Here is a 25,437-nt window from a genome sequence, read left to right on the forward strand (position 1 = left end):
ATACCCCAGCAATTACTGAGATAATCCCCTCCTTAATTTTGGGGCCAGGTCGTTAGGCGGGGTTTTATTTCAAATTTTAGAGTTCGTTTGTACTAAAAGATATGGCTGAGAAACGTAATATATTTCTAATTGGCCCCATGGGGGCTGGAAAAAGCACAATTGGTCGTCACATTGCCGATCAATTACACCTTGAATTTGTTGATTCTGATCAAGAAATCGAACGCCGTACCGGTGCAGATATTGCCTGGGTGTTTGATCTTGAAGGTGAAGAAGGCTTTAGACTTCGTGAAGAATCTGTTATTGGCGACTTAACTGAGATGCAAGGTATTGTACTTGCAACTGGTGGTGGTTCAGTAATGAGTAAAGAAGTTCGAAACAAGCTTTCTGCTCGCGGTATAGTAGTATACCTAGAGACACCTATAGAAAAGCAAGTTGCACGCACACAACGCGACAAGCGTCGCCCATTGCTGCAAACTGAAGAAGCACCTCGTGATGTACTAGAGCGCTTAGCAGAAGAACGCGAACCGTTATATAAAGAAGTGGCTGATTTTGTTGTACGCACTGATGAGCAAAGCGCTAAAGTTGTTGCTAACCAAATCATCGAGAAATTAGATTTTTAAAAAACTAATAATAAAGGAAGACTGAGCATGCTTGAATTAACTGTTAATTTGGACGAGCGAAGTTATCCTATATATATTGGTCAATCTGCACTTCAAGATAATGGCCGCCTAATTCACTACATTGGTGATTGTCGGCCTATCATCATTACTAATGACACAGTTGCACCTTTATATCTACAAGGGCTACTTGATTCGTTAGCTGAGCTAAAACCACTCTCTTTTGTAATACCTGACGGTGAGCAATACAAATCACTAGAATGGTTTGAAAAAACATCTGCTTTTTTACTCCAAAATAACTGCGGTCGTGATACGTGCTTAATTGCATTAGGTGGTGGTGTTATAGGTGACTTAACTGGGTTTGTAGCTGCATGTTACCAACGCGGTGTGCCATTTATTCAAATACCAACCACATTGTTATCGCAAGTAGACTCATCAGTTGGTGGTAAAACGGCTGTAAATCATCCTTTAGGTAAAAATATGATTGGGGCATTTTATCAGCCACAAGCGGTTTTTATTGATACCAAATCTTTGCATACGCTACCAGCAAGAGAGTTTGCTGCCGGTATGGCTGAGGTTATAAAATATGGATTGATTTATGATACTGAATTATTTAGTTATTTAGAAAAAAACGTAAAAGACTTACAGCAATTAAATGAAGCGTGTTTACAGCATATTATTTTTAGATGTTGTGAAATTAAAGCTTTAATTGTTGCTCAAGATGAAAAAGAGCAAGGCCTTAGGGCACTTTTAAATCTGGGTCATACATTTGCCCATGCGATTGAAGCGCAAATGGGCTACGGTATTTGGCTACATGGTGAAGCTGTTGCAACAGGAATAGTGCTTGCCGCACAACTTGCTCATACGCGCAAAGACTTGAGTGCTGATGAAGTGGCACGTATTATTGATGTTATTGCGCAGTATAACTTACCAACCAAAATACCTACAGAAATGACAAGCGATCAGTTTTTAACGCATATGCGTAAAGACAAAAAGAATAAAAAAGGTACAATCCGGTTTATTTTACCAACCCAATTTGGTCAATGCGCATTAGTTGATGATGTATCTGACGACCAAGTTCGAGCCTTAATCGAGCAATAAATGCAGTCACAAATTTTACCAAGCCGTGCGGCTTTGGTGGATAGAATCGCATTGCAATTTGAATACGGGCAAAACCTTATCGTTTTACTTGGCACATCAGGGCTAGGTAAAAGTTATATGCTCGAAACCTTCATTACCGATAAATATAATGATTTCAATAAAGCTTTTGTACAAGTAACAGGAAAAATGACTGATACTCAGCTTATGAGTCAGTTATTAGAACAAAGCTTTAATGCTCCTTTGGTGGATCATAACTTAAGCTTATCCGAAAACTATTATCAATTGCTTCAACAGCAAACATGTGGGCCTTGTTTGTGGGTGTTTGACGGTGGTAGACATCTCTCAGAAGAAATACTCATTGAGCTTGAGTCATTGGCTAAAATGAGTCCAAGTACCTTGTATATTATGGTCGCTTCACAATCAAAACTGTTTTTGAATGATGTTGTTGAAATTTATTTAGAGCCTTTAAGTCTGCGAGAAAGTAAGCAGCTTATGAGTTGGTACTTCACTGCTCTTCCTTATGACGAGGACCCTGTTTTCCAGACTTTTTTGTCTGAAGCTCGAGGGAATCCTAGCTTATTGTTAGCATGGCAACCCACTGAACATATCGCAGATTTTACAGTCAAAGACAAAGTATCGTGGCGATTACACTTATTAACTTTACTGTTGATAATAATGTTCTTAATTATAGGTTTATTGTATAAATCAAATATGACGCAATGGTGGCAGCAATATCACCAGCAGGAGCAACCTGAGTTGCTAACGTTAGCCATTCCAGTGAGCGAAGTAAGTAATCGACTCATGTCTCCTAATGAAGCGCCTATCCCCCAAATACTTCCAGATGTAATAAACGAGACGAAGCTTAAAGAGCACCAGAATGATGTGCCCGCAATTATGCAAAGCTTAAAAAAAGCGAGCGTAGAAACGGAACGGTTAGCTACAAATATAAAAATAGCTGAAGAGCACCCTAAATCGCAAATGAAGAATGAACAATCAGATATTGAAAAGAATTGGTACTTACAACAACCTACTCACCACATTGTAATTCAGTTATTAGCCGTAACACAGCAGCAAATTAGTATTGAGTTTATGGCTAAATATGAACTGGAAGGTGAGGCCTATACTTATCAAACTAAAAGAAACAACAAAATTTGGTGGGTAGTTACGTTTGGTAATTTTGCGAGTTTAGAGGATGCAAAATTGGCAATGAAAACATTGCCTTCTGACATTTTGAAAAATAAACCTTTTTATAAAAAAATTAGCAAAATAAAACAAGAAATAGCACTAGTTGATCAGTAAATTAAATCGCTTTAGTGTAAAATCGCGTAACACCAGATTGAAGTAAAGAGCCAATGCAGCAAAAGAGTAGAGCCTTCCTTAAATGGGCTGGCGGAAAATACAGCCTCGTTGATGATATTAACGCGCGACTAAACCAAGCAAGCAAGCATGCAGACACTTTGGTTGAACCTTTTGTTGGTGCTGGATCGGTGTTTTTAAATAGTAATTTTAAACATTATATTCTTAATGATATAAATGCAGATTTAATAAACTTATACAAAGAACTAAGAAATTCACCAGATGAGTTTATTAGTGATGCAAAAAAGCTATTTGTTGATTTGAATAACCATCCTGACGCTTACTATGAGTATCGTGTACAGTTTAATCAAAGCCGCGATGTATATGAGCGATCAATATTATTTTTGTACATGAACCGTTATGGTTATAACGGGTTGTGTAGATACAACTTAAAAGGTATTTTTAATGTGCCTTTCGGTAAATATAAAAAGCCTTATTTTCCTGAAAAAGAAATGTATTTTTTTGCCGCGAAAGCTCAGCAAGCAACTTTCACCTGTTTAGATTACGATGATGTATTTAAATTGGTACCTGAGAATGCAGTTATCTATTGCGACCCGCCATATGTACCCTTAAGTAAAACTGCATCATTCACCTCTTATGCAAAGGGTGGCTTTAATTTAGATGATCAGGCTAACTTAGCTAATTTGGCAGAGCGGGCAGCATTTGAAAATAATACACCAGTACTTATATCTAACCACGATACAGTATGGACACGAAAGATTTATAGCAAGGCATCATTGGATCAAATTCAAGTAAAGCGGACTATTAGCCCTAAAGGCGGTTCTCGTAATAAAGTAGATGAGTTAATGGCTATGTATTTACCACTAAAGCAACAATCGCGTAAATCGAAAATACAAAAACTATAAAAAGCATAATCGCAATTATAATTATTGAATATGGAGAGTGTTTTTTGAAGTCTGAATTGCGTTTGCTTTCTGATTGAACGCCAAAAAATGCTGCTAGCACACTTTGTAACGCGCTAAAAAATTGCAGCATTATATTAAAATAGAGGTTTTAAAGATGGCGCTTTTTTCGAATCATCTGAGCTGGTAAGTAGTTCTAATAAATCTAAATAATGAAACTGCGCACTTCTACTATCACCAGTAATCCACGAAACCCAAGACGAATCCTCTTCTATCTTAATACACACTTCTGCAGTATTTTTAGAAACCACAGATAGATTTTGATAATGGCAATTATTTACTGAGCTAATTTCGGGCTCAGAATTTGGAGAGAAACTAAACGCCCCAATAAACAATAATGCCGATGCAATTAATATCCCTGTTTTAAAAGCTCGCATATGTAGGCCTAATTATTTGTTACTTTTTTAATCATACCAAAGGTTGGTTAAATAACAAACTTAAATATTTAAGATAATAGTGAATAATTATAAAAAATAATAACTTAACTATTCTTTTTAATTTTAGGGATCCATCATTATCTTTTATCCGTTCTTGGGTAACTTCATTAATTAAGTTACATTAACGAAATATACTATTTATTGATGGAGTTAATCATGTTTAACCCAGAGCAAAAATATTTAATTGCCCCTTCTATTTTGTCTGCTGATTTTGCAAAACTAGGCGAAGATGTTGATAAAGTACTCGATGCGGGTGCTGACGTGGTTCATTTTGATGTGATGGATAATCACTATGTACCTAATCTCACAATTGGCCCAATGGTGTGTAAAGCACTCAGAGATTACGGTATAACAGCACTTATCGACGTACATTTAATGGTTAAACCTGTAGATGGCCTTATTCCACTGTTTGCAGAGGCTGGCGCATCAATTATTACTTTTCATCCAGAAGCCAGTGAACACGTTGATCGTACAATACAGTTAATTAAAGATCATGGCTGTAAAGCAGGCTTAGTGTTTAACCCTGCAACGAGTCTAAGTTACTTAGATCATGTTATTGATAAGCTAGATACCATTTTACTAATGTCGGTAAACCCTGGGTTTGGCGGACAAAGTTTTATCTCTCATACGCTTGAAAAGCTACGACAAGCTAAGCAACGTATAGTTGCATCGGGTCGTGATATTCGCTTAGAGGTAGATGGCGGTATTAAAGTCGATAATATTGCAGCAGCGGCTCGAGCGGGTGCAGATATGTTTGTGGCAGGCTCCGCTATTTTCAACCAACCTGATTACAAAGTGGTGATTGATCAAATGCGTGAGCAGCTTGGAAGTGTAAAATAATGAAGTACGACGTCGCCTTATTTGATTTAGATGGTACTTTGGTTGATAGCGTTTACGACTTGTATATTGCTATTAACCTAACCTTGAGTGACCTCGCTTTTCCTATCGTTAGCCAACGCTTAGTTGAAAGCTGGGTAGGTAATGGCATAGAAGTACTCGTTAAGCGTGCTTTGAGTGGCGATATGCAAGTGAGTGAACATTTAGACGAGTCACTTAGTGATAAAGCAATATCACGGTTTTATAAGCACTATGAGCAACAAGTTGGTGAGTATAGTGTGCTGTACCAACACGTGGAAACTGGGCTTGCAGCACTTCGTGGTATGCCAAAAGCGCTAATCACTAATAAGTCTCGAATTTTTACAGAGAAACTACTCGAAAAATTGGCCCTAACGAGTCATTTTGATGTGGTTGTATGCGGTGACGACATGGCAAAAAAACCATCGCCAGAACCATTGCTATTTGCCTGCAAAAAACTAAATGCGGAGCCTAATAAAGCAATAATGATAGGTGATTCTAAAAGCGATATACTTGCAGCTAAAGCCGCTAATATAGACGTAATTGCACTTAGTTATGGCTATAACCAAGGTGAAAGTCTTGAGGATTATAATCCGCAGTACCTATGCGATAACTTCTTAGATATAATACCTGTTCTAACGCAGCGTTAAATATTATTCATTAAGCAAAATAAAGGAAAATCATGAGTAAACCAGTAGTTTTAAGCGGCATTCAGCCAACCGGTGGTATGACAATAGGCAACTATGTTGGCGCTATTAACCAGTGGCTAAAGTTACAGGAAGACCACGAAAGTTTCTTTATGTTAGTAGACTTACACGCTATTACGGTTCGCCAAGAGCCTGAATTACTGCGCTCTCGAGTGTTAGATGGTATTGCTCTTTACGCGGCATGTGGCATTGATCCTGAAAAATCTGCGTTATTTGTACAATCGCAAGTACCTGAGCACGCACAATTAGCGTGGGTATTAAATTGTTACGCGCAAATGGGTGAGCTTAATCGAATGACTCAGTTTAAAGACAAGTCATCTAAGCACGCAAATAACGTAAACGTGGGCTTATTTTCATATCCAGTATTGCAAGCTGCGGATATTTTATTATACCAAGCTGATCAAGTACCAGTAGGGGATGATCAAAAGCAACACTTAGAGCTGACTCGCGATATAGCCACACGCTTTAATAATTTATACGGCGACGTATTTAAATTACCAGAGCCGTACATTCCTGAGTTTGGTGCACGCGTAATGAGCTTGCAAGACCCACTTAAAAAAATGTCTAAGTCTGACGAAAACCCAAATGGTTACATCATGTTATTAGATGAGCCTAAGCAAATTGTGAAAAAGCTTAAAAAAGCAGTAACTGATTCAGATGAACAAGCACGTATTTATTTTGATCGCACAGAAAAGCCTGGCGTATCAAACTTGCTTACTTTATTGAGTGTTGCAACTAAGCGCTCAATTGAAGACCTAGTTCCTGAATATGAAGATAAAATGTATGGCCACTTGAAAAAAGATACAGCAGATGCAGTTGTAAATATGATTGAGCCTATTCAAGCACGCTTTAAAGAGATCAGAGATGATCAAAATCTACTTGATGGCATAATGAAATCAGGTGCTGAAAAAGCCAGCGTACGTGCTGAGAAAACACTTAAATCAGTTTACGATGCACTTGGTTTTATTCCGCGCGGGTAAGTTTATTAAAATAAAAAATGCCGCTTGTTAGCGGCATTTTTTATATAGCACATATCAACATGATAGAGCCAAATAGAAACAGCAGCGATATCGCTAGTTTGTCTGTTTTATCCATTACTCAGCTCTTCTTACTGTTATATCTGCTGTGCTATCAACACTGACTAAAGAAACGCTATAGCCTTTGTTTTCAAGTAATGTGAGTAAGCTATCTTGGCCTGCAAGATGGGCAACTCCAACGAGTACAAACTCATTTTTATCGTTATTAAACATGGCTTCTACTTTTGGTAACCAATCATTATTTCTATCTGTAATAAGCTGTTTATAGCTATTCGGATCATTTTTCTGCATATCTTCAAGTGCCACTTTATTTAGGGTGTCTGTATCACCTTTGCGCCATGCAGCTAAAAGCCCTTTAAACATATCGCTATAGTTGTGAAGCTCGGCTAAGTTACGTTTAATGAAATCGTTTTCGTTGCCTTGACCCATTGCTTTAAAAAGCTCTAACTGAAATTCCATTGTTTCTAAGTAATTTTTTGTTTTGTTATCTTCAGTCGCTTTTTTAGTAAAGTAAGCATCAACCCCTTCACCCATTATATTTTGTTTTTGAAGCTCCATCGACATTAAAACAATACTAACCATAGCAGGGCGATAACCATCTAACTTAGCTAGGTTAGCGCCAAACTCGCTAAGCTTATTTTCAAGTGAAGCTTTAATCTGGGGTTCTAGCTTTTGACTTAACGTTTCGTTATTTTTATACGATAGCGCGCCTAACATTTGCATTTGTGCATTGGTGTCGGCTGGGTCAGGTAACGGTGCTTCTAAAATAATTGTATCTGCTTGTTCATAAGCATGGTTAAACTCAGCGGGCAGTGGCATTTCAGCTTTAGGTAGTATGTGAACTGTACCGCCAATAAATAGTGAGTCATTGCCATTACTTACTTGCCATACAGAGCTTTGAGCCTGTGCTGTATTTGCTAAAAAGCTACAACTAAGTAATACGCTGGCAGATACTAATTTTTTTGTGAATTTTTTCATGATAATTCCTTAATATAACTTTTAATTTTATTGTTTTTAGTTCGATAACACATTACTGAAATATGCAGTGATTGACGATGTTACCTTTGAAAGGCTTTTATCAATTTGCGTGTTTATTTTGCTCATTGAAGAGTCAAGCTCAGCTGATATTTTTTCATCCATTAAAGAGAGTAACGTTTGCGTATCAATATTACTTTTTAAAGACTCAGAAGCGTCTATTTTGTTTGCTTTTTGCAGCTTTTGATTAACAGGGTTAATCGCCTCTATACTTTTACCAATCATGTATTGCTCAAAATTACTTTGAACGGTGTGTTGTTTAGCGTCAGCTGCAATAACTGAAGTTGTATTAAAAGCAGTTGCTAGTAGTAAAGCCGGTAGTACTTTTTTCATTGTGCTATTCATAATTAAACCTTTATATTTTTAATTGCAGCCAATTTAGAATCACAAATGATTTTTTACTAAGCTGCTTGTTGATGACGGTTTAAAGAATATCGCTGAATTTATTGAGAGTCGCTTATCTAGTTGTGAGCAATTAATAGATAAGGTTTTAAAACTAAATAATTGTTTAAATTTAGTATGTTAGATTTAAACCTTATAATGCTAATATAAGGTTTAAAATGCTTTTTCTATAAAATAAAGTGTAGATGTGATACGGTTTATAAAAATAAAAATATGTAAAGACTATGAATTATCAAATCGGACCTTGGCAATTTATTAGTAATCGCTGTGTGATTACTTCAAACCATTTAGAAAGAGAGTTAGATCCACTTTTAGTAAAGTTATTACTCCACTTTATAGACAAGCCTCAACAAATCGTTTCCCGCCAAGAGCTTATTGAGAGTGTATGGCAACAGAGCTTTGTTGATGATAATGCGATTAACCGTGCAATCTCAGAGTTAAGAAAGCAGCTTGCCCACCCAATTGAAAAAGCGCCGCTTTTAAAAACGCATTACCGTAAAGGATATAGCCTAACAGTAATACCTGAGCGTTTAACGCAAGCAAACGTCTCCAAAGAGTCTGCAAACATTTTGCCTGACTCACCGGGTATTTCTGCCAAAAATGAAGAGATAGCTACTGCAACTACTTCTCAACCAGTTCAAAAAAAGAATAGTAAAAAGTTTTTGATTTATTCTTTACTCGTCATTATTTGCCTGTGCTCTTTAGTATGGTTTGGGTTGTTTTTTATTAATGCACTTTCTAGCGAAAAGATTAAACAGATCACGGTTAATAAGGTAGCAAGCACGTGGAATATAGGCAGTGAGGTTCACCCTGAGATGTCCTCAGATAAACAATATTTAGCTTATACAAATGTTGAACCTGAAAATGACATAATGCATGCATTTGTAAAGCGACTATCTGATCAAAGGGAAGTTGAAATTACCTATCCTGGCTTTCAAGTATCTATTTTATCGTGGCAGTTAAATCAGCACTCTGTGTTGTTACAAGCGACCAACTTAAAGCAGCAAAAGTGTGAAATGGTACTGGTTGATTTAAGCCAGTTTCCTGTTATAGGAGAGGCTACTTTAATTAAAAAGTGCGACCTTAGATACACAGGTTATGCGCAAGTAGACGAAAGTGGTGAGCATATTTATTACACCGAATATAAAAATGAGCATGAGGGTTCAGGTTTATATAAATATGATTTAGAACTTAAAAAAGAATTCATAGTGATCCCACCACCAGGCGTCATGTATGGCGTAATCATGCCTCGTTTATCTCATTCTGGTAGTAAAATAGCATATGTACTTAGTCAAAAGGGTAAGCCTTTTTCTGTATTTAGCTACAACTTTGAGACCCATGAAACCAAGCGGTTATTTAAAGCAAAGAAAAGCATAATTAGCTTCGCATTTGACTGGCTTGCAGACGATAAAGGCGTGATTGTTTTTGAAGACTCTGACCTTTCAACCATTGTGTTTGATGAAAATAATATTATTAAACGCACACTAACGGTTACCCCAGCAATTTCACCTTATTATATTGCAGTTCACTCTGATAACAGCCTATTTTACTCGGAAAATATGACACAGGCATACTCGCTTATTAAAGCTACAGACCCTTTTGGTGATAATCCTGAGTATGAAGCACTTTATAAAAGTGATAAAGACGAGTACAACATTGCTGAAATAATTAATAAGGAAGGGACAGCACATGTTTTTGTATCAGAGCGTTCTGGCAGCAGTCAATTGTGGCTCTCTCAAAATGGTCTTACAAAGCAACTTAGCTTTTTTAATTACGATGATGGCCCATCAACTTTTGTATTAGGAGGACTAAGAGCCTCTCCTAATAAGCAACGCATGATATTCATGAAAAATAAAGGTTTTTCACTTTATGACGTAAACGCTCAAAAATTTTATCCATTTGAAGAATTTAATAAGCATAAAATAGTAAGCTATATTTGGTCAAAAAATAACGACAGCATTATTTATGTTAAGCGACTTGGTTCAAAAAATATATTGGCAGAATTTAATTTAGTAACACGTGATACACGTGTAATAGAAGGTATAAAAGCTAATAAACTCATTTCAGATAGTAAAGGTAACGGGTACGTAACCAATGATAATCAGCTAATTCGCCTTTCAGATAGGCAAAGCTGGGAATTACCTAAAAACGCCAAAAAGTCAGTTGCGTATGGAGTTAGCAAAGAGTATTTCTATTATTCAGATTCTATTTCTAGAGTCGCTAGACTAAATTTACGCGATCAAACTATACAAGATATACACGTGGACTTTCGACCTATTGGTTTTGAAGTGAGTTCAGATAATGAAATTTTATTCACGGGTGCTAAATACAAAGATATGCAAATTATACAAATTAGTTGGGATGAATAAAAAGTTTATCAAGGACTAACAGTCGGGAGCTAAATATAAAAAACACCAAGTAGTTAAACTACTTGGTGTTTTTTATTGGTATTAAAGCAATGGCTTTAGGTAATGCCCAGTATGTGAACACTCACACTCAGCTACTTCTTCTGGCGTACCTGCAATGAGTATTTCACCACCGCCAGCTCCGCCTTCAGGTCCTAAATCGATCACCCAATCTGCTGTTTTAATAACATCGAGGTTGTGCTCAATAACCACAATTGTATTTCCGTGGTCGCGCAAGCGATGAAGTACAACAAGCAGCTGCTCAATATCAGCAAAGTGTAAGCCTGTTGTTGGCTCATCTAATATGTAGAGTGTTTTACCGGTATCACGCTTTGATAGCTCGCGGGCAAGTTTTACACGCTGAGCTTCACCACCAGAGAGCGTAGTAGCTGCTTGTCCTAAGCGAACATACGATAAACCAACGTCCATTAGCGTTTTAAGTTTACGCGCAATAGCCGGTATTTTATCAAAGTAATCATGAGCGTCTTCAACAGTCATCTCAAGTACTTGGTGTATGTTTTTACCTTTGTATTGTACTTCGAGCGTTTCGCGGTTATAGCGTTTGCTCTTACACACATCACACGGTACATACACATCAGGTAAAAAGTGCATTTCAACTTTTATTAAGCCGTCACCTTGGCACGCTTCACAGCGTCCGCCTTTAACGTTAAAGCTAAAGCGACCTACTTTGTAGCCACGTGAGCGCGCTTCTTGTGTACCTGCAAATAATTCACGAATACCGGTAAATATACCTGTGTAGGTTGCCGGATTTGAACGAGGAGTACGACCAATTGGGCTTTGATCAATATCGATCACTTTATCAAAATGATCTAAACCGCTAATTGATTTATACGGTGCAGCTTCGGCAGTGGTTGCGCCATTTAGCTCTGTATGAGCAAGTTTAAATAAAGTATCGTTTATTAACGTTGATTTACCTGAGCCCGATACACCTGTCACACAGGTCATTAAACCAAATGGGATTTTTAAATCCACATTTTTAAGATTATTACCCGTTGCGCCAAATAGCTCTAGCCATTTGTCGTTCGTTGGGTGACGCTCTTTTGGTATTTCTATTTTACGTACGCCTGATAAAAATTGGCCCGTAACAGACTCTTTGCTTGCTAAAATATCGTCGCGCGTACCTTGAGCAATAATATGCCCACCATGAACACCCGCACCTGGACCAATATCAATAATATGATCTGCCGCACGAATAGCATCTTCATCGTGCTCTACCACAATAACGGTGTTACCTAAGTCGCGTAAATGGATTAGTGTTTGTAGTAAGCGGTCGTTATCGCGTTGATGCAGCCCAATAGATGGCTCATCTAGTACATACATTACACCTACAAGGCCAGCACCAATTTGACTGGCTAAGCGGATACGCTGAGCTTCACCACCTGATAATGTATCGGCGCTACGTTCAAGTGATAAATAATTGAGGCCAACGTTAATTAAAAACGATAAGCGGTCGCGAATTTCTTTTAATATTTTTTCAGCTATTTGGCCTTTTTGTCCGGTTAACTCTAAACCTTCAAAAAATTCCATGGCTTCACCAATACTCATGCATGTGATTGCAGGTAAGTTGGTTTGTCCAATAAATACATTTCGAGATTCTTCGCGTAAGCGCGAGCCATGACAGCTAGGACAGGCTTGGCTTGTTTGGTATTTAGCAAGTTCTTCGCGTACAGAGTTTGACTCTGTCTCGCGGTAGCGGCGATTCATGTTATTTAAAACGCCTTCAAACTCATGGTTACGCGTAATTAAATCGCCACGGTCGTTACGGTAATTAAACGCAATTTTAGTGCTACCAGAGCCGTCTAATATAATTTTTTTCGAGTCGCTGTCTAAATCTTGATAAGGCACATCTAAATCAAAATTGTAATGATCCGCAACCGCTTGCAGCATTTGATAGTAATAAAAGCTGCGTTTATCCCATCCTTTAATTGCACCGCCAGCAAGGCTTAACTCTGGGTTATGCACTACGCGATTAGGATCAAAATATTGACGTATACCTAAACCATCACAGGTTTGACACGCACCAGCTGGGTTATTAAACGAAAACAAACGCGGCTCAAGTTCAGTCATTGCATAGCCACAAGTAGGGCAGGCAAAATTTGCTGAAAATAGAATCTCTTCAGCGCTGCTATCATCCATATATGCTACATGTGCAACGCCATTAGACATTTCTAGTGCAGTTTCGAACGATTCTGCTAAGCGTTGTTGTAAGCCATCTTTTACTTTAAATCTGTCTACAACAACTTCTATTGTATGTTTTTTATGAAGCTCAAGTGTTGGTGGATCAGACAAGTCACATACTTCACCGTCTATACGGGCGCGAATATAACCTTGGCTAGATAGCTGTTCTAATAACTTAACATGCTCACCTTTACGCTCTTTTACTATTGGCGCAAGCAGCATTAATTTACTGCCCTCAGGTAGACCTAAAACAGTATCTACCATTTGGCTCACTGTTTGCGCAGCAAGTGGTAAATCATGTGTAGGACATCGTGGTTCGCCAACGCGGGCAAACATGAGTCGTAAGTAATCGTAAATTTCGGTAATAGTACCTACGGTTGAACGCGGGTTATGAGACGTTGACTTTTGCTCAATAGAAATGGCAGGAGAGAGGCCTTCAATGTGATCTACATCAGGCTTTTCCATAAGCGATAAAAATTGTCTTGCATACGCAGAGAGTGATTCAACATACCGGCGCTGCCCTTCTGCATAAAGTGTATCAAATGCAAGTGATGACTTCCCCGAACCAGATAGACCAGTAATAACTATTAGTTTATCACGTGGGATGGTTAGGCTGATGTCTTTTAAATTGTGCGTTCGGGCGCCTCGGACTTCAATGTTTTCCATGCTATCTCGTTTATTACCAAAATTATTTACTCAGTATCGCATAATACGAAGCAATATTAATCCTTGATCAATGAAAAATCCTTACTTATAGGCGATTAATTATTGCCAAGCTTATGGTAGAATCCCAACCTCAATTTTTCATAGAGTAAGATCACGCAGATAATGACCGCATCTTCACTTAATTCACGAGAAAAACGCGCCGCTGTATCACTGGCGAGTGTGTTTGCATTTAGAATGCTCGGCTTGTTTATGCTGATGCCTGTATTGGCTATTTATGGACAATCGCTTGAAGGCTTTTCGCCTATTTGGATTGGTTTTGCCATTGGTGCGTACGGTTTAACGCAAGCTGTATTACAAATACCTATGGGTCGATTATCCGATAAGATTGGCCGTAAAAAGGTTATTGTTGGTGGCTTAGTTGTATTTGCTATTGGCTCTGTAGTTGCTGCATTAGCTGACTCTATCCAAATGGTTACCGTAGGCCGCGCTCTACAAGGCATGGGCGCAATAGCCAGTGCGCTACTCGCGTTTGCTTCAGATTTAAGCCGTGATGAGCAACGACCAAAAGTAATGGCCGTTATTGGTATGAGCATAGGCATGAGCTTTGCCTTTGCTATGTTACTTGGGCCAATTGTCGCCGCTTCGTGGGGTATTGCGGGTGTATTTTGGTTGACTGCTATTTTAGCTGTCTTTGGTATATTTATAGTGACCATGCTAGTGCCAAAGGCGGTAAATAAAGCACCCAAAGGCGATACATTAGCAAGCTTCAACGACATTAAAAAATTAATTAAACACCCTCAGTTAGCACGATTAAATGCAGGTGTATTGTTATTGCATTTAACGCTAACCACAATTTTTGTGGTACTGCCGAGTCAATTAATTAAAGATGGCTTGGTTGCCGACCATCACTGGTATTTGTATATTCCAGTGCTATTTTTAGCCTTTTTATTAATGGTACCAATAATGATTGTGGCCATCAAAAAAGAAAAAGAAAAACAAGCGTTTATTGGCTCAGTAGCCTTGTTAACTATTAGTATGTTAGCAATGTCGGTATGGGTTAATAGTGTAGTAGGCATTGCTGTGTGTATGCTGCTTTATTTTGTGGCGTTTAACTTTTTAGAAGCCACTATGCCTGCGCTTGTATCGCGAATAGCACCTGCAAGCCAAAAAGGTTCAGCAATGGGTGGCTACTCATCTAGTCAGTTTTTAGGCGCCTTTTTAGGCGGTATGTTAGGTGGTTATGTAGCACAAACTACAACGACGCAAGCTGTGTTTGCGGCAGCGGCACTTGTTGGGTTAATATGGCTTATTATTGCGTGGAAAATGCAAGTCCCACCCAAAAGTAAAGTTATTAGTTTAATGACCAAATTAGATTCTGAAGAGCATGCTCAAACACTTGCTTCTCAGTTAGTTGCTTTACCAGGCGTAATAGAAGCAACTGTGGTTCGCGATGAAAGTCGCAGCTATTTAAAGATTAATGATAAAGAATTTGACCTAGACCAAGCGCGTAAAGTAGCTGGTTTAATCTAACATTTATAGGAGATGGTTCCATGGCACGCGGTGTGAACAAAGTAATTTTGGTTGGTAATTTAGGGCAAGATCCTGAAGTTCGTTATATGCCTAACGGCAACGGTGTAGCAAATATTACCTTAGCAACTTCAGATAGCTATAAAGATAAAAACACTGGCCAAATGGTTGATAAAACTGAGTGGCACCGTGTTGTATTCTTTGGCAAGTTAGCTGAAATTGTTGGTGAATATTGTCGTAAAGGTTCACAAATTTATGTTGAAGGTAAACTTCAAACACGTAAGTGGACCGATCAACAAGGCCAAGAAAAATACACTACAGAAATAGTTGTAGATGGCTTTACTGGTCAAATGCAAATGTTAGGCGCACGTGGTGGCGATCAACAAAGTGGTGGTTACCAAGGTAATCAGCCGCAAGGTGGACAACAAGGTGGTGGTTACCAAGGTAATCAAGCGCAAAGTGCTCAACAAAGTGGTGGTTACGGCCAAAATAATCAGCAACAAGGTGGTTATGCTCCACAACAGCAAGCAGCACCTGCAGCGCAACCTCAGTCAGCGCCAGCACCACAACAAAATAATCAATACCAACAACCGCAAGGCGGCTTTGCACCACAACAAAATAGTGCACCGCAGCAACAAGGTGGTTTCGCTCCTAAACCACAAAGTGCTCCGCAAGGTGGCGCATCAAACCCAATGGAACCAACCATTGATTTTGATGACGATATTCCGTTCTAGACAAAGACAAAACATCAAATGTTGAAAAATAATCTTAAAAGCCGCTTTTTAGCGGCTTTTTTAGTTTTATTAGAAAATTAATGTTGAAAAGTTGAAAATATTCACTATATTACTTTATAACAAATATAAATGTTTATTAGTGAGTGTTCATGAAAGTTGCTGTAAAGAAATTTAAAAGTGGAGAGCGCTACGCCTTTTTATTAGGAGAAGATGGCGTTCCCGATTTTTGGGTCACTCATTTTGTTACGCAAAAACTGCGAATGACTAAAGCTGCAACATCAATTGAGCAATACCTGAAAGACATTAAACATTTGAAACGCTGGGAGGAGATTAACGGTAGGGATCTGCTTGAGGAAATATATAACGGTAAAGTACCTAACCTTGATGATATTAATAAACTTAAAGAGCATTGCTCATATCAGGCTAAAGTGGTTAAAGATAAACCAGCAAGTAATGTGGTCGATATGGGAAAGTTTCATTTATCAAAATCACAAGACAAACCGACTATTGGTAAATCTCAATATATATCCCGTATAGCTCACATTGCAGAGTTTCTTCACTTTATAGGGCAAGAGAGAGTCAAGCATAAGCCAGCAGCCGCAGAACTTCTGGAGGCGCTGGATAAGATGAAAACTCGACTTAAGAGTGGTAAGCCAAAAGGAAAATCGAAGAAAGTTTCCTTAGATAAATCTGGTATTCCAGATGATGTATTTGATGACTTTGTTGAGGTAGCTAAGCCTGATTCACATTACAACCCGTTTAAAAACCCAGTTATCAAGTTTAGAAACTATCTCATTGTTCAAGTTTTGTATGAAACAGGATTTAGATGTGCTGAGTTATTAGCGCTTCGAATTAGCGATATTGGAACAGATATTGACAATCCAACATTGTCAGTTGTTAGAAGACATGACAGTAAGGATGATCCTAGGGTAAAAGAGCCAACAGCAAAGACCCTCGGCAGAGCGGTTTCTATTACAAAAGAGCTTAGAGACTTACTAAACACTTATATCAAGATTCATCGTGCTGATACAAAAGTAGCGAAAACACACCCATTTATTTTTGTTTCTCACAAAGATAAGGAGGGACATTACCAGTCTGGACAACCGCTCATTCAACAAACAATTAACGATATATTTAAAAGCATTAAAGGTGTGAACCCTGAGCGTTTCTGGGCTATTACACCTCATTCTTATAGACATTATTTTAATGATCAACTGTCAGATCAGATTGATGAGGAAAGAAGGGCTGTCAGGCAAGAAGTAAAACGATTGGAACAGGCGGGGCTGCATCAAGCTGCAAAGCAATATGCAGACGAAAATAAGATTACAAAGCAGCGAGAGCTGGAGATAAGAGCCAAATTAAATGGACATTCATCTCTTAAATCAGGTGAGATTTATCTCAAGCGAACTGCAAGAAAACAGGCGCAAAGGATACGCCAAAGAATGCAATCGCGGATGAAGCACAAAACAGACGGGGGCTATCATGGTAGCTAAAGCAAAAAAATTACACGGCTCAAAAAGCGCTAGAACAAAGTCGGATAAGCGATACAGTAAAGCTAACTATGAATTTGATGTGTATGACGATCTTTGGCAGTTAGATGCAAATAAGTCGTTGAATTTTGAGTTGCTCGCTTCGCTAAATTTAGATCCTAAGTTCGAAAGTAATTTTCGGTTAGCATTAGCTGATTATGCATGTGAATTTTCATCTTCTTATACAGATAATCTGTTTCGATATTGTCGGTGGTTCTTCGCTGTTGGCGTTACGGGCAAAATAAATGAAGAACATGTAATAAATTACAAGGCAACACTAACCAAAAGCACAGAGTATAAGCTGGGTTACATTCGTGCATTCTTATTAGACTGGCACGACAAGGAAATCAAAGGAGTTGATAAAAAAACGGTTGAGTTGCTTAACTCACTTAAACTGTCTGGCAATGAAAAAGGAAAAGCCGTAGCTTTAGGTTGCCCTTTCAGCGGTGCCTATTCATTTGAAGAACAAACAGCATTTATAAACTGGTACGTTGATGCCTTTACTGAAAGGCTGATCTCGTTGACTGATTACGCCTTTATCATGGCACTACAACAAACGGGTGCTCGTCCTGTGCAACTCACGTATCTCTACTATGGAGATTTAATAACAAGGGTTGAAGAAGGTGTTGAACATTTTGATTTGCAGCTTCCCAATGCCAAAAAACGTGATGAGCATTTTAGAGGCTCTTTTCAAATCAAGAAGGATTCTGGTGAAGATTTAATGCTAGTGCTAAAAACACAGGCAAATCAATCCATCAATGCTGTTGAAACACAATTCGATATTAAATTGACATCTAGACAAAAGAACCAAATTCCTATTTTCCTCAATACACGAGAAATGGCTAAACTCGCTAGTTTTGATGAATTTGAACAGCTACAACAAAAAACGCCTGACTTATTGTGTTTACGGACAAAAGGAGCAAACCCTTCTGTTGGTGAAATGATCAGGCGTTTGTCTCGGTTGTGCCCACTAAAAACAACACGGATTAAACTCGATGATGGGTTTGGTGACCTGCATATCAATCCAAGGAGATTCCGCTATACCCATGCGACCAATATGGCAATGCTAGGTGCAAGTGACTATGCAATAGCCGAAGAACTAGGCCAGTCAGATACCCAGCAAGTCAAAGTTTATACAGAGTTCAACGAAGAAATGGCTGACAGAATTGATGAAGCGCTTGCAGCGGACCTTACGCCATTGGCGCAAGCATTTTCAGGAACTTTGATAGATGGTGAAAAAGACGCAATTCGAGCTAATGATCCTCGCAGTCGAATCAACAACAACGATGGCAATCCTGTCGGAAGCTGTGGAAAGTTTGGCTTTTGTGCTAATGGCACAATTCATTGTTACACCTGCAATAAATTCCAACCTTGGTTAAATGCACCTCATACAGAAGTCCTGAAAAGTGTCATTACTGAGCGTGATCGCAAGCGTAAGATGGGTGCAAGTGAGTTTGTATTGCAAGGTCATAATCGCAGTATTGATGCAATCAAAGTCGTTATTCAAAAGTGTCATGTTAGAAAGCAAGAGCTGGAAAAGGAAGGAGCGTTAAATGTCTGATGTATTGGTATTTACACCGAAGCATAAACTTGATTTCCAGAAAAATTACGCGGAGTTCATAGCATTCGCAAAAAACGATTTAACGCTTTTTGAGGATCTTGACTTTGAAAGCCCTAGCGGAATTCAAAAGGGATGGGAATGTGATAAGTGGTCTTGGAATACAGCAAGAGGAAAGAAATTAACCATCGTATTTGGTAACAGCGAAAATCATTCGAAATATACACCATTTAAGCAGCCATTTGCTGACTTTGCCAAAGCCTATGTGCGTTATGAGCAGTCACTAAATCATAAAGACTCAACCGCTTGGGTTTCATCTTTAGTGTGGATCTATAATGCGCTAGAAGAAAACGCGGCTCAAAATGACAGATCTGATGTTGATATTATGCACCTCAATAACACAGTTATTAATCGTGTTGAGGAACAGATTAAGAACAGTAAATTAGGTGCTGGAGGAAAGCGCAATATTGGTCTGTCATTTGAAAGAGTATTGAAGTTCATTAGGGACAAGCGATTCAAACTAGATCTACAAGACTGGTCAAATCCTTTCCCTCGTCCATCCGATTCCAGAATCAAACTTGATGAAGACAGTCGTAAAGAAGAAGTGGAGAAATGTCCTTCTGACTATCAAATGCTTCAAGTGGCGGATGCCTTTCATAAAGCTAAAACACCTCGTCAAAAATACTTCTCCAGTCTATGTTTAATGTTGATGTGCCAGCCGAGCAGAAATACAGAACTTAATGGTTTAACAATAAACTCACTACAAAGAAGTGAAAAGGGACGTTTATATCTAATGTGGCATCCCGCAAAAGGAGGAGACCCTGTTAAAAAGTGGGTTCCTAAACTACTAGAGGATGTCGTACAGCAGGCATTTGACAGACTCATTGATATTTCTGCTCCTGCTAGAGCTGCGGCGAAATTTGCTTTTGAAAATCCCAACATTTTTATGACGCATGAAGAGTGCATTACACTTACTGATTTCCCGCAAGACAAACCGTTAACATATAATCAATTTGCAAAAGCAATGTGCTTTAAAACTGGTCTGGATTCAAACGGAACACAGATGAGTTGGACACATAATGGTTCAATAAAATGGTTACGTAACTTAATAAACCAAATCAATCATGTGTCAGACTGGAAAAAGGATTTATTGAATGGGTGTAAAGTTTCGCAGGACAACGAAATACTGACCAAACATACTCATAACCCTACAGGGATTAGTATCAAATTCCCTAGTTATAGAGATCTACGCTCTGTTGTTGATCAAAAATATAAAACAAAAGACTTTCCCAATTATGGTGATGTGAAGCTTTGGGATTGCATTACCTTAGTTCGCGAGAATGAGTTTCACAAAGAGTTTGATGTTAAGCCGTTTTCTTGGGTAATGGTCGGTCATGGAGCTGTGAGTGATGCTATGGGTTCAGATCGCCCTTCAGGAGAAGAAACTATCGAGTCAATCTTTGATGAATTGGCAATCACAGACGAAGATGGCACTAGGTTACAATTGAATACACACCAACCCCGGCATTGGTTGAATACTAAGTTGAAGCTGGCTGGTGAAGAAGATTGGTTGATTGCCAAGTGGTCAGGTCGAGCTGATATTGAACAAAACAAAGCTTACGATGGAAGAACGCAAGAGCAGAAGTCGCGGTTAACCAAGCGCATAGGCCATGTTGCAAATGGTGAAGGTGTCATGACGGTTGCTCAAGCTAATAAGTTTTTATCATCATACACATCAGAGTCTCCTCCCCCTGCAATCGTTTTACATGATTTAGGTTTACCAGTTTCTCTTAAGTCACTTGGAATTAATAGGTCAGGTGTTGCTCAGTTTACAGGGTTAGGCTACTGCGTTCACAACTATGCGGAAAGTCCATGTGTTAAAAATGGCGATTGTGCAGTCTGTAGTGAGCATGAATGCTTAAAAGGGTTACCTAATACCCTAGAAGAGCTTAAAAACCTTGAGAAGCTTTACGAGGAGCAGCTAGAGGATGCTGTCGCTAAAGCTGGAGATAAAGTTTTCGGTGCAGATCGTTGGGTAACAGCTTTAGGTTTCAGATTATCAAAGATAAAAACCATTATTGCCATGATGGAAGACCCGAACAGACCTGATGGCACGCCTATCAGAATCCCTGACGAATTAGACCCTTCCCCTGTTAAACGGTCACTCAATATTGACGAGCAGAGTGTAATCCCAACTTTTGATCTTACCGCTTTAGCGTTAACTGATATGGAGGAGTAATCATGGCTTTTGTAACAGACAACAAAGAAACGATTCTAGCGATCATTGATGGTTGGAGAGGTAAGCTTACATATCATCTTCTTTCTGAAAGGCTTCAATCAGAATTGGGCTTAAAACGTCCCCCATCAAGGCACACTTACACAAAGCATGATGAAATCAAACATGCATTTGACTTAAAGAAAGAAGAGCTTAGATTTAAAAAATCTGCTGCAATTGAAGAAGCCAAGTCGCTATTTGATAGCTCTGATAAATTAAGCCAACTTTTGGAAAATTTAGACAATGATGATGCAACCATCGCTGAACTTATAAAGCGAGTTGAAAAACTTGAAAACGAGAACGAAAGGCTTGCCTCGGAGAACAATAGGTTAAGTACCCAGAATGACATATTGCTTGAAAGGTTTGCTAGGTGGCAACATAACCTTCAAAAGATGGATGGAGTTGATTTGAATAAGCTTGCCGTAACTATTGATAGTGGGTTACCAGCAAAGAACAGAGATTAATCCATTAACTTGAAATAGTTCAAATTTTTACTCATTAAGTAAATTACATGGCTCAAGTGTTTGTACTTTTAGAGTTAATTCTTCTTGATAGTTGTGTAAATGCGCCTCTACTAAATTATCCATTAACTTCCTCAAACATCCATTGCTTCTTTCGTTTTTCATTAAGTAGAGTTGATCCTTTTGGTACTGCACCATACCTTCGATATTTGAGTACGTGTCTCTGTACTCAACATCTCGGTCTTTCTGAAAATTCATTGTAGGTTTAGATTTGCAACTTGCTATCAATATAAGTGATAGACAAGCACAAACAACACAGGTTCTATTATTGCTCATTAAAGCACCCTCAATATGGCTAGTGTGGCAGTGACATAAGCAATTATATCACTGCATACTTAGATAATTTTAGTTGATAAAGGTATTTAGCCTTTCTAAGTACTCATCCTTATCAACAGCAAATGTGTCACAATGACCACCGTTATCGACCAAAAACAATCTACTATTTGAATGGTTTGAAGCAGTAAAGATTGTTTCCCCCATACTTACGGGAATATTTTCATCTTGATTACCGTGGATAACAAGTAGTGGTATTTGGTGGCTTTGAATTGACTTCGGTATATCGAAATTAAGGCTCTTATCAAGTTCTACGGTAAATAAAGAGCCAAATGTTTTTCTAGACTTGAATAGGTCAATCATTTCATTTTGGTTTGTGATCCCACCTTCAATGATGACGCCTTTTACTCTTTTATCTGTCATTACCTCAGCGGCCATGACTGAACCAAGCGACAAGCCATAAACATAAACATTTTGATCACTAGATACAATATTTAGTGTAGACTGCGCATCTTCTTTCATGTGAGTAAAGCTAGCTTTACCCTCACTTTCTCCATACCCTCGATAGTCAATGGCTAGAATATTAATATTTAGCTCACTCAACGTATTTAGTACGCCAAACCAAGGTTGCAGTGTAAGATTTAAAGCATTGCCATGGAATACCACTAATGTCGTCTTGATATCGGAGTTGTATTTTTGTAGTGCGAATAGCTTTGAACCATCCTTTGCGGTTAGTTCAACTGTGCTATATACCTTAGATAAGGTTTTAAGGTTTTGGGAGTTGATATCTTTTGAAGGGGACGCAATCATGTCTTCCTTAACTGTAACAGAGCATGCCGAAATACTAAAAATAAGAATGAAAATGATGAAAGGTTTCATTTGATTAGGCCTTTTTTATTTGAGTAGGTGTAAATTTTTTACTTAACTTTTTATATATATTGCTTAGCAAAAGCCATAAAGAAATTGTTATCACTAAATAATGAAGTGCGATCAATGCTGCTTTTAAGTAACTGGAAAAATAAAAGTGCTGTTGATTCATTATTTCTATAATTATTGATGGGCCTGTATTTATCGAAAAATTAAACATTATTAATATAGCGACTGTAAAAAACATTACGATTAACAAGCCATAAATAGTATGTATGGTTTGAATACGTTTAAAACTTTTAAACCGTATTAATGTTTCTTTTAGTAAGTCTTCTTTATTAAGTAGATCGTTTAGAAGCCAGTACCCATCATTTCTAAAAAATGGAATTGAATTTAAAAATATCCCAATCAAGTTAAGAACGATGTATTTCTCAATTTCAGGGAATGTTGGAATTAGAAAAATAAGACTAGTGGATAGCATTAATTGGAAGTAAATTCCAGATATAGCAACCGCAGCTTTTTGGTTACTAGATAGTATGTGGATATTTGATACATTGGCATAAAATACAGGAATAAAAAAATTCATACCAAAGCCTATATCTCCAGCTCTTCCTGATAGCTTTTTGCAACAAGTAGCATGACCTAACTCATGAAATAGAGACGTAACAATAGATAAAAAGAGAACAAAAATCACCTCTAGGGGAGTGTAAGAAAGTATATATTCATATGAAAACACATGAGCGTGCTGCCCAAAATACATAATATTTATTAACAATGATATAGCGACAAAAGAGTAAACGACAAAAGGAGAAAACATCCACATAAAAAAGCCACATATTTTAGTCACAAAAGAAGTACTAAATAATTCAACATGCAATGTTAATTTTGGGTTTTTAGGTAAAAATTTCTTTTTAGTACCTTGTAATTGGTATAAGCCTTTAGGTAGTAATACATTATTAATGAAAAATTCAAGTTTATTCTCTAGATGTTCATCTACTACAATATTACTTTTAAGGACTTTTAATAAATTAATTGATTCATGACCGAACTTGAAAAAACGCCCATCTATAGTTCTAATGATAAAGTTACCATTCAACTCAGTAATAGACTCTATTAAAGAGTCATATTGCTCGTTGAATGTTGAAATTAGTTTGTTCATTTATCTGTCTTTTATAATGTTCAAATAGTTCATTGTTTGTTTTTTCAAGAGATTTTAAATCATATAATTTTTTATAAAATATATCGTTAATCTTATGTACCTGATTACTTGATACATCTAGCGTAAAAAATTCATTTTTCAGCTTGAAAGGGATGTATAATCCTTGCTCGATAGAGCTTTCATAAAACTTAAAAATGTCCATCACTTTATCCCACATATAGGGATGTTTATCGACAAAAGAACTAAATAGGTCAAAGATAGATTCAACGTCATTTACTGAATAGCTGTGTATAGGCACATTGTTCGTCTTGATATCTAGACCTGAAATTATAAAACGAACAGGTAGCTTTAACTTTTTGGCGATTTTTAACAATCCTGTTTTGACTTTAATATTTCCATTCAAGAATGGCAGCCACTGTTCATTTTTATCAGAAACACCTAAAGGAATATCTATCATTGATAAAAATATTGATCCCTTTTTATTAAGTCTAATAAGCTTTCTAAAAAACATCAGGGAATCACCTACTTCAATATACTTAACATTTAAATTTAAATTATTTGTTAATTGTATAATACCTTTAATTGATTTTTGTTTACCTACTAAACAGATGATCTCTCTTTCTGGGAATATTGTAGATAGGTATTTAACGATTAATGGGTACATACCGAAGTGGGCAGTAACGAAAAATCTATTTTTAATATCGGATTTTTCATCTAATGGATTTAGGTTAAATTGGCCTATAGATTGAGTGGCCAAAATTCCTTGCAATTTTTTTTGATATTGTAGCCATTTCTTTAAATGAATATAAACCTCACTCGAAGAAGATACTCCTAGTCGAATAAAATTAGATAAAACTTTTAATTTGGTTGTTTTTTGCATGATTTAAAAGTAGTGACTGTTAACCAGTCACTACAAACATCCTTATTTAAAAGAAAAATTGATAATTGCAAATGGTGACATTTGTTTCGTATTCGAAACGCTGTTCCAACTCTACAACATCATGAGTCGAGATGACTTCAAGATTTTCAGCGCTCTTTTCGTTAACACCACATTCTTCTGAATTAATCAAATCCATTATTATTCTCCAATTTATTTTTTTAATAAAATGCAGACTTTTGAATTTAAAGGATGGAATAGGCTGACCGGTAGAGTATATCCTAAAGCAGCTTTTTAAATCCTTTAAATATTAAGTAAAGTAGTTACCTAATCTGCGACTACTAAACTAGCACTGTTAATTTGATGTTGTCAACATG

Annotated in this window: 24 protein-coding genes; 14 read left to right on the plus strand and 10 right to left on the minus strand. The window is 37.6% G+C overall.

Features of this window, described 5'->3' with window-relative positions; all coding sequences use genetic code 11:
• Nucleotides 1-101: 101 nt before the first annotated feature.
• Genes aroK through AC0VZ4_RS02080 form a run of 4 tightly spaced genes read left to right on the plus strand, consistent with a single transcriptional unit; the run spans nucleotide 102 to nucleotide 3,940 of the window.
• Nucleotides 102-620, plus strand: coding sequence for a shikimate kinase AroK (gene aroK, locus AC0VZ4_RS02065; RefSeq protein ID WP_006793103.1), 519 nt, complete (start codon nucleotides 102-104; stop codon nucleotides 618-620).
• A 27-nt stretch (nucleotides 621-647) separates the two neighbouring features.
• Complete coding sequence (aroB, locus tag AC0VZ4_RS02070) at nucleotides 648-1,718, plus strand: 3-dehydroquinate synthase (RefSeq protein ID WP_475440761.1); 1,071 nt, start codon at nucleotides 648-650, stop codon at nucleotides 1,716-1,718.
• Nucleotides 1,719-3,017: an AAA family ATPase gene (locus AC0VZ4_RS02075; protein ID WP_475440762.1), complete on the plus strand. Its 1,299-nt coding sequence runs from the start codon at nucleotides 1,719-1,721 to the stop codon at nucleotides 3,015-3,017. It begins immediately after the preceding gene.
• A 53-nt stretch (nucleotides 3,018-3,070) separates the two neighbouring features.
• Nucleotides 3,071-3,940 (plus strand): Dam family site-specific DNA-(adenine-N6)-methyltransferase, encoded by an 870-nt coding sequence (locus AC0VZ4_RS02080; protein ID WP_475440763.1) that lies wholly within the window; start codon nucleotides 3,071-3,073, stop codon nucleotides 3,938-3,940.
• On the opposite strand, the gene AC0VZ4_RS02085 is transcribed toward AC0VZ4_RS02080, so the two are convergent.
• Both AC0VZ4_RS02085 and AC0VZ4_RS02090 read right to left on the minus strand, forming a co-directional pair.
• Nucleotides 3,885-4,070 carry a DUF2970 domain-containing protein gene (locus tag AC0VZ4_RS02085; RefSeq protein ID WP_475440764.1) on the minus strand — a complete coding sequence of 62 codons (186 nt, stop codon included), beginning with the start codon at nucleotides 4,068-4,070 and terminating at the stop codon, nucleotides 3,885-3,887. The genes AC0VZ4_RS02080 and AC0VZ4_RS02085 overlap by 56 nt on opposite strands.
• A gap of 4 nt (nucleotides 4,071-4,074) precedes the next feature.
• Nucleotides 4,075-4,374: a hypothetical protein gene (locus tag AC0VZ4_RS02090; RefSeq protein ID WP_096792371.1), complete on the minus strand. Its 300-nt coding sequence runs from the start codon at nucleotides 4,372-4,374 to the stop codon at nucleotides 4,075-4,077.
• A gap of 216 nt (nucleotides 4,375-4,590) precedes the next feature.
• On the opposite strand from AC0VZ4_RS02090, the gene rpe reads away from it, so the two are divergent.
• From rpe to trpS, 3 genes are read left to right on the plus strand one after another with little or no spacing between them, the layout of a single operon-like run.
• Nucleotides 4,591-5,274, plus strand: a complete 684-nt coding sequence (gene rpe, locus AC0VZ4_RS02095) for a ribulose-phosphate 3-epimerase (RefSeq protein ID WP_475440765.1) — start codon at nucleotides 4,591-4,593, stop codon at nucleotides 5,272-5,274.
• The gene (locus tag AC0VZ4_RS02100) at nucleotides 5,274-5,939 is read left to right on the plus strand and encodes a phosphoglycolate phosphatase (protein ID WP_096792373.1); all 666 of its coding nucleotides are present in this window, start codon (nucleotides 5,274-5,276) and stop codon (nucleotides 5,937-5,939) included. The genes rpe and AC0VZ4_RS02100 overlap by 1 nt, the downstream gene beginning before the upstream one ends.
• A 32-nt stretch (nucleotides 5,940-5,971) precedes the next feature.
• Nucleotides 5,972-6,976, plus strand: a complete 1,005-nt coding sequence (gene trpS / locus AC0VZ4_RS02105; protein WP_337150670.1) for a tryptophan--tRNA ligase — start codon at nucleotides 5,972-5,974, stop codon at nucleotides 6,974-6,976.
• Between the two features lie 114 nt (nucleotides 6,977-7,090).
• Here the strand turns inward: trpS and AC0VZ4_RS02110 are convergent, their stop codons facing one another.
• Together AC0VZ4_RS02110 and AC0VZ4_RS02115 are read right to left on the minus strand one after the other, a co-directional pair.
• The gene (locus AC0VZ4_RS02110) at nucleotides 7,091-8,011 is read right to left on the minus strand and encodes a TraB/GumN family protein (RefSeq protein WP_337150671.1); all 921 of its coding nucleotides are present in this window, start codon (nucleotides 8,009-8,011) and stop codon (nucleotides 7,091-7,093) included.
• A 36-nt stretch (nucleotides 8,012-8,047) separates the two neighbouring features.
• Entirely contained in the window at nucleotides 8,048-8,413 is a 366-nt protein-coding gene (locus tag AC0VZ4_RS02115; protein WP_475440766.1) for a hypothetical protein, read from the minus strand.
• 281 nt (nucleotides 8,414-8,694) lie between these two features.
• Between AC0VZ4_RS02115 and AC0VZ4_RS02120 the strand changes: the two genes are divergently transcribed.
• Nucleotides 8,695-10,839: a winged helix-turn-helix domain-containing protein gene (locus AC0VZ4_RS02120; protein WP_475440767.1), complete on the plus strand. Its 2,145-nt coding sequence runs from the start codon at nucleotides 8,695-8,697 to the stop codon at nucleotides 10,837-10,839.
• A gap of 81 nt (nucleotides 10,840-10,920) precedes the next feature.
• Here AC0VZ4_RS02120 and uvrA read toward each other — a convergent pair whose 3' ends face one another.
• A complete protein-coding gene (gene uvrA, locus AC0VZ4_RS02125) occupies nucleotides 10,921-13,740 on the minus strand; it encodes an excinuclease ABC subunit UvrA (RefSeq protein ID WP_475440768.1) in 2,820 nt (939 codons plus the stop codon).
• A 162-nt stretch (nucleotides 13,741-13,902) separates the two neighbouring features.
• Between uvrA and AC0VZ4_RS02130 the strand changes: the two genes are divergently transcribed.
• The 6 genes from AC0VZ4_RS02130 to AC0VZ4_RS02155 all read left to right on the plus strand — a co-directional run bounded on the left by AC0VZ4_RS02130 (nucleotide 13,903) and on the right by AC0VZ4_RS02155 (nucleotide 21,827).
• Nucleotides 13,903-15,270, plus strand: coding sequence for an MFS transporter (locus AC0VZ4_RS02130; RefSeq protein WP_475440769.1), 1,368 nt, complete (start codon nucleotides 13,903-13,905; stop codon nucleotides 15,268-15,270).
• A gap of 20 nt (nucleotides 15,271-15,290) precedes the next feature.
• The gene (gene ssb, locus AC0VZ4_RS02135; RefSeq protein WP_475440770.1) at nucleotides 15,291-16,001 is read left to right on the plus strand and encodes a single-stranded DNA-binding protein; all 711 of its coding nucleotides are present in this window, start codon (nucleotides 15,291-15,293) and stop codon (nucleotides 15,999-16,001) included.
• 149 nt (nucleotides 16,002-16,150) lie between these two features.
• Nucleotides 16,151-17,494 carry a tyrosine-type recombinase/integrase gene (locus AC0VZ4_RS02140; protein WP_475440771.1) on the plus strand — a complete coding sequence of 448 codons (1,344 nt, stop codon included), beginning with the start codon at nucleotides 16,151-16,153 and terminating at the stop codon, nucleotides 17,492-17,494.
• Entirely contained in the window at nucleotides 17,484-19,091 is a 1,608-nt protein-coding gene (locus AC0VZ4_RS02145) for a site-specific integrase (RefSeq protein ID WP_475440772.1), read from the plus strand. The genes AC0VZ4_RS02140 and AC0VZ4_RS02145 overlap by 11 nt, the downstream gene beginning before the upstream one ends.
• A complete protein-coding gene (locus tag AC0VZ4_RS02150; RefSeq protein ID WP_475440773.1) occupies nucleotides 19,084-21,327 on the plus strand; it encodes a hypothetical protein in 2,244 nt (747 codons plus the stop codon). Before AC0VZ4_RS02145 ends, AC0VZ4_RS02150 begins: the two co-directional genes overlap by 8 nt.
• Before the next feature lie 2 nt (nucleotides 21,328-21,329).
• Nucleotides 21,330-21,827: a hypothetical protein gene (locus AC0VZ4_RS02155; RefSeq protein ID WP_475440774.1), complete on the plus strand. Its 498-nt coding sequence runs from the start codon at nucleotides 21,330-21,332 to the stop codon at nucleotides 21,825-21,827.
• A gap of 27 nt (nucleotides 21,828-21,854) precedes the next feature.
• Here AC0VZ4_RS02155 and AC0VZ4_RS02160 read toward each other — a convergent pair whose 3' ends face one another.
• From AC0VZ4_RS02160 to AC0VZ4_RS02180, 5 genes are all read right to left on the minus strand, one after another.
• Nucleotides 21,855-22,082, minus strand: a complete 228-nt coding sequence (locus AC0VZ4_RS02160; RefSeq protein ID WP_475440775.1) for a hypothetical protein — start codon at nucleotides 22,080-22,082, stop codon at nucleotides 21,855-21,857.
• A 147-nt stretch (nucleotides 22,083-22,229) separates the two neighbouring features.
• Nucleotides 22,230-22,967 (minus strand): alpha/beta hydrolase, encoded by a 738-nt coding sequence (locus tag AC0VZ4_RS02165; RefSeq protein ID WP_475440776.1) that lies wholly within the window; start codon nucleotides 22,965-22,967, stop codon nucleotides 22,230-22,232.
• A 73-nt stretch (nucleotides 22,968-23,040) separates the two neighbouring features.
• Nucleotides 23,041-24,183 (minus strand): zinc metalloprotease, encoded by a 1,143-nt coding sequence (locus tag AC0VZ4_RS02170; RefSeq protein WP_475440777.1) that lies wholly within the window; start codon nucleotides 24,181-24,183, stop codon nucleotides 23,041-23,043.
• Nucleotides 24,146-25,063: a hypothetical protein gene (locus AC0VZ4_RS02175; RefSeq protein ID WP_475440778.1), complete on the minus strand. Its 918-nt coding sequence runs from the start codon at nucleotides 25,061-25,063 to the stop codon at nucleotides 24,146-24,148. The genes AC0VZ4_RS02170 and AC0VZ4_RS02175 overlap by 38 nt, the downstream gene beginning before the upstream one ends.
• 46 nt (nucleotides 25,064-25,109) lie before the next feature.
• The gene (locus AC0VZ4_RS02180) at nucleotides 25,110-25,259 is read right to left on the minus strand and encodes a hypothetical protein (protein ID WP_475440779.1); all 150 of its coding nucleotides are present in this window, start codon (nucleotides 25,257-25,259) and stop codon (nucleotides 25,110-25,112) included.
• Between the last annotated feature and the right edge of the window lie 178 nt (nucleotides 25,260-25,437).

It is taken from the genome of Pseudoalteromonas sp. QJM3NY_22, from assembly GCF_056173065.1.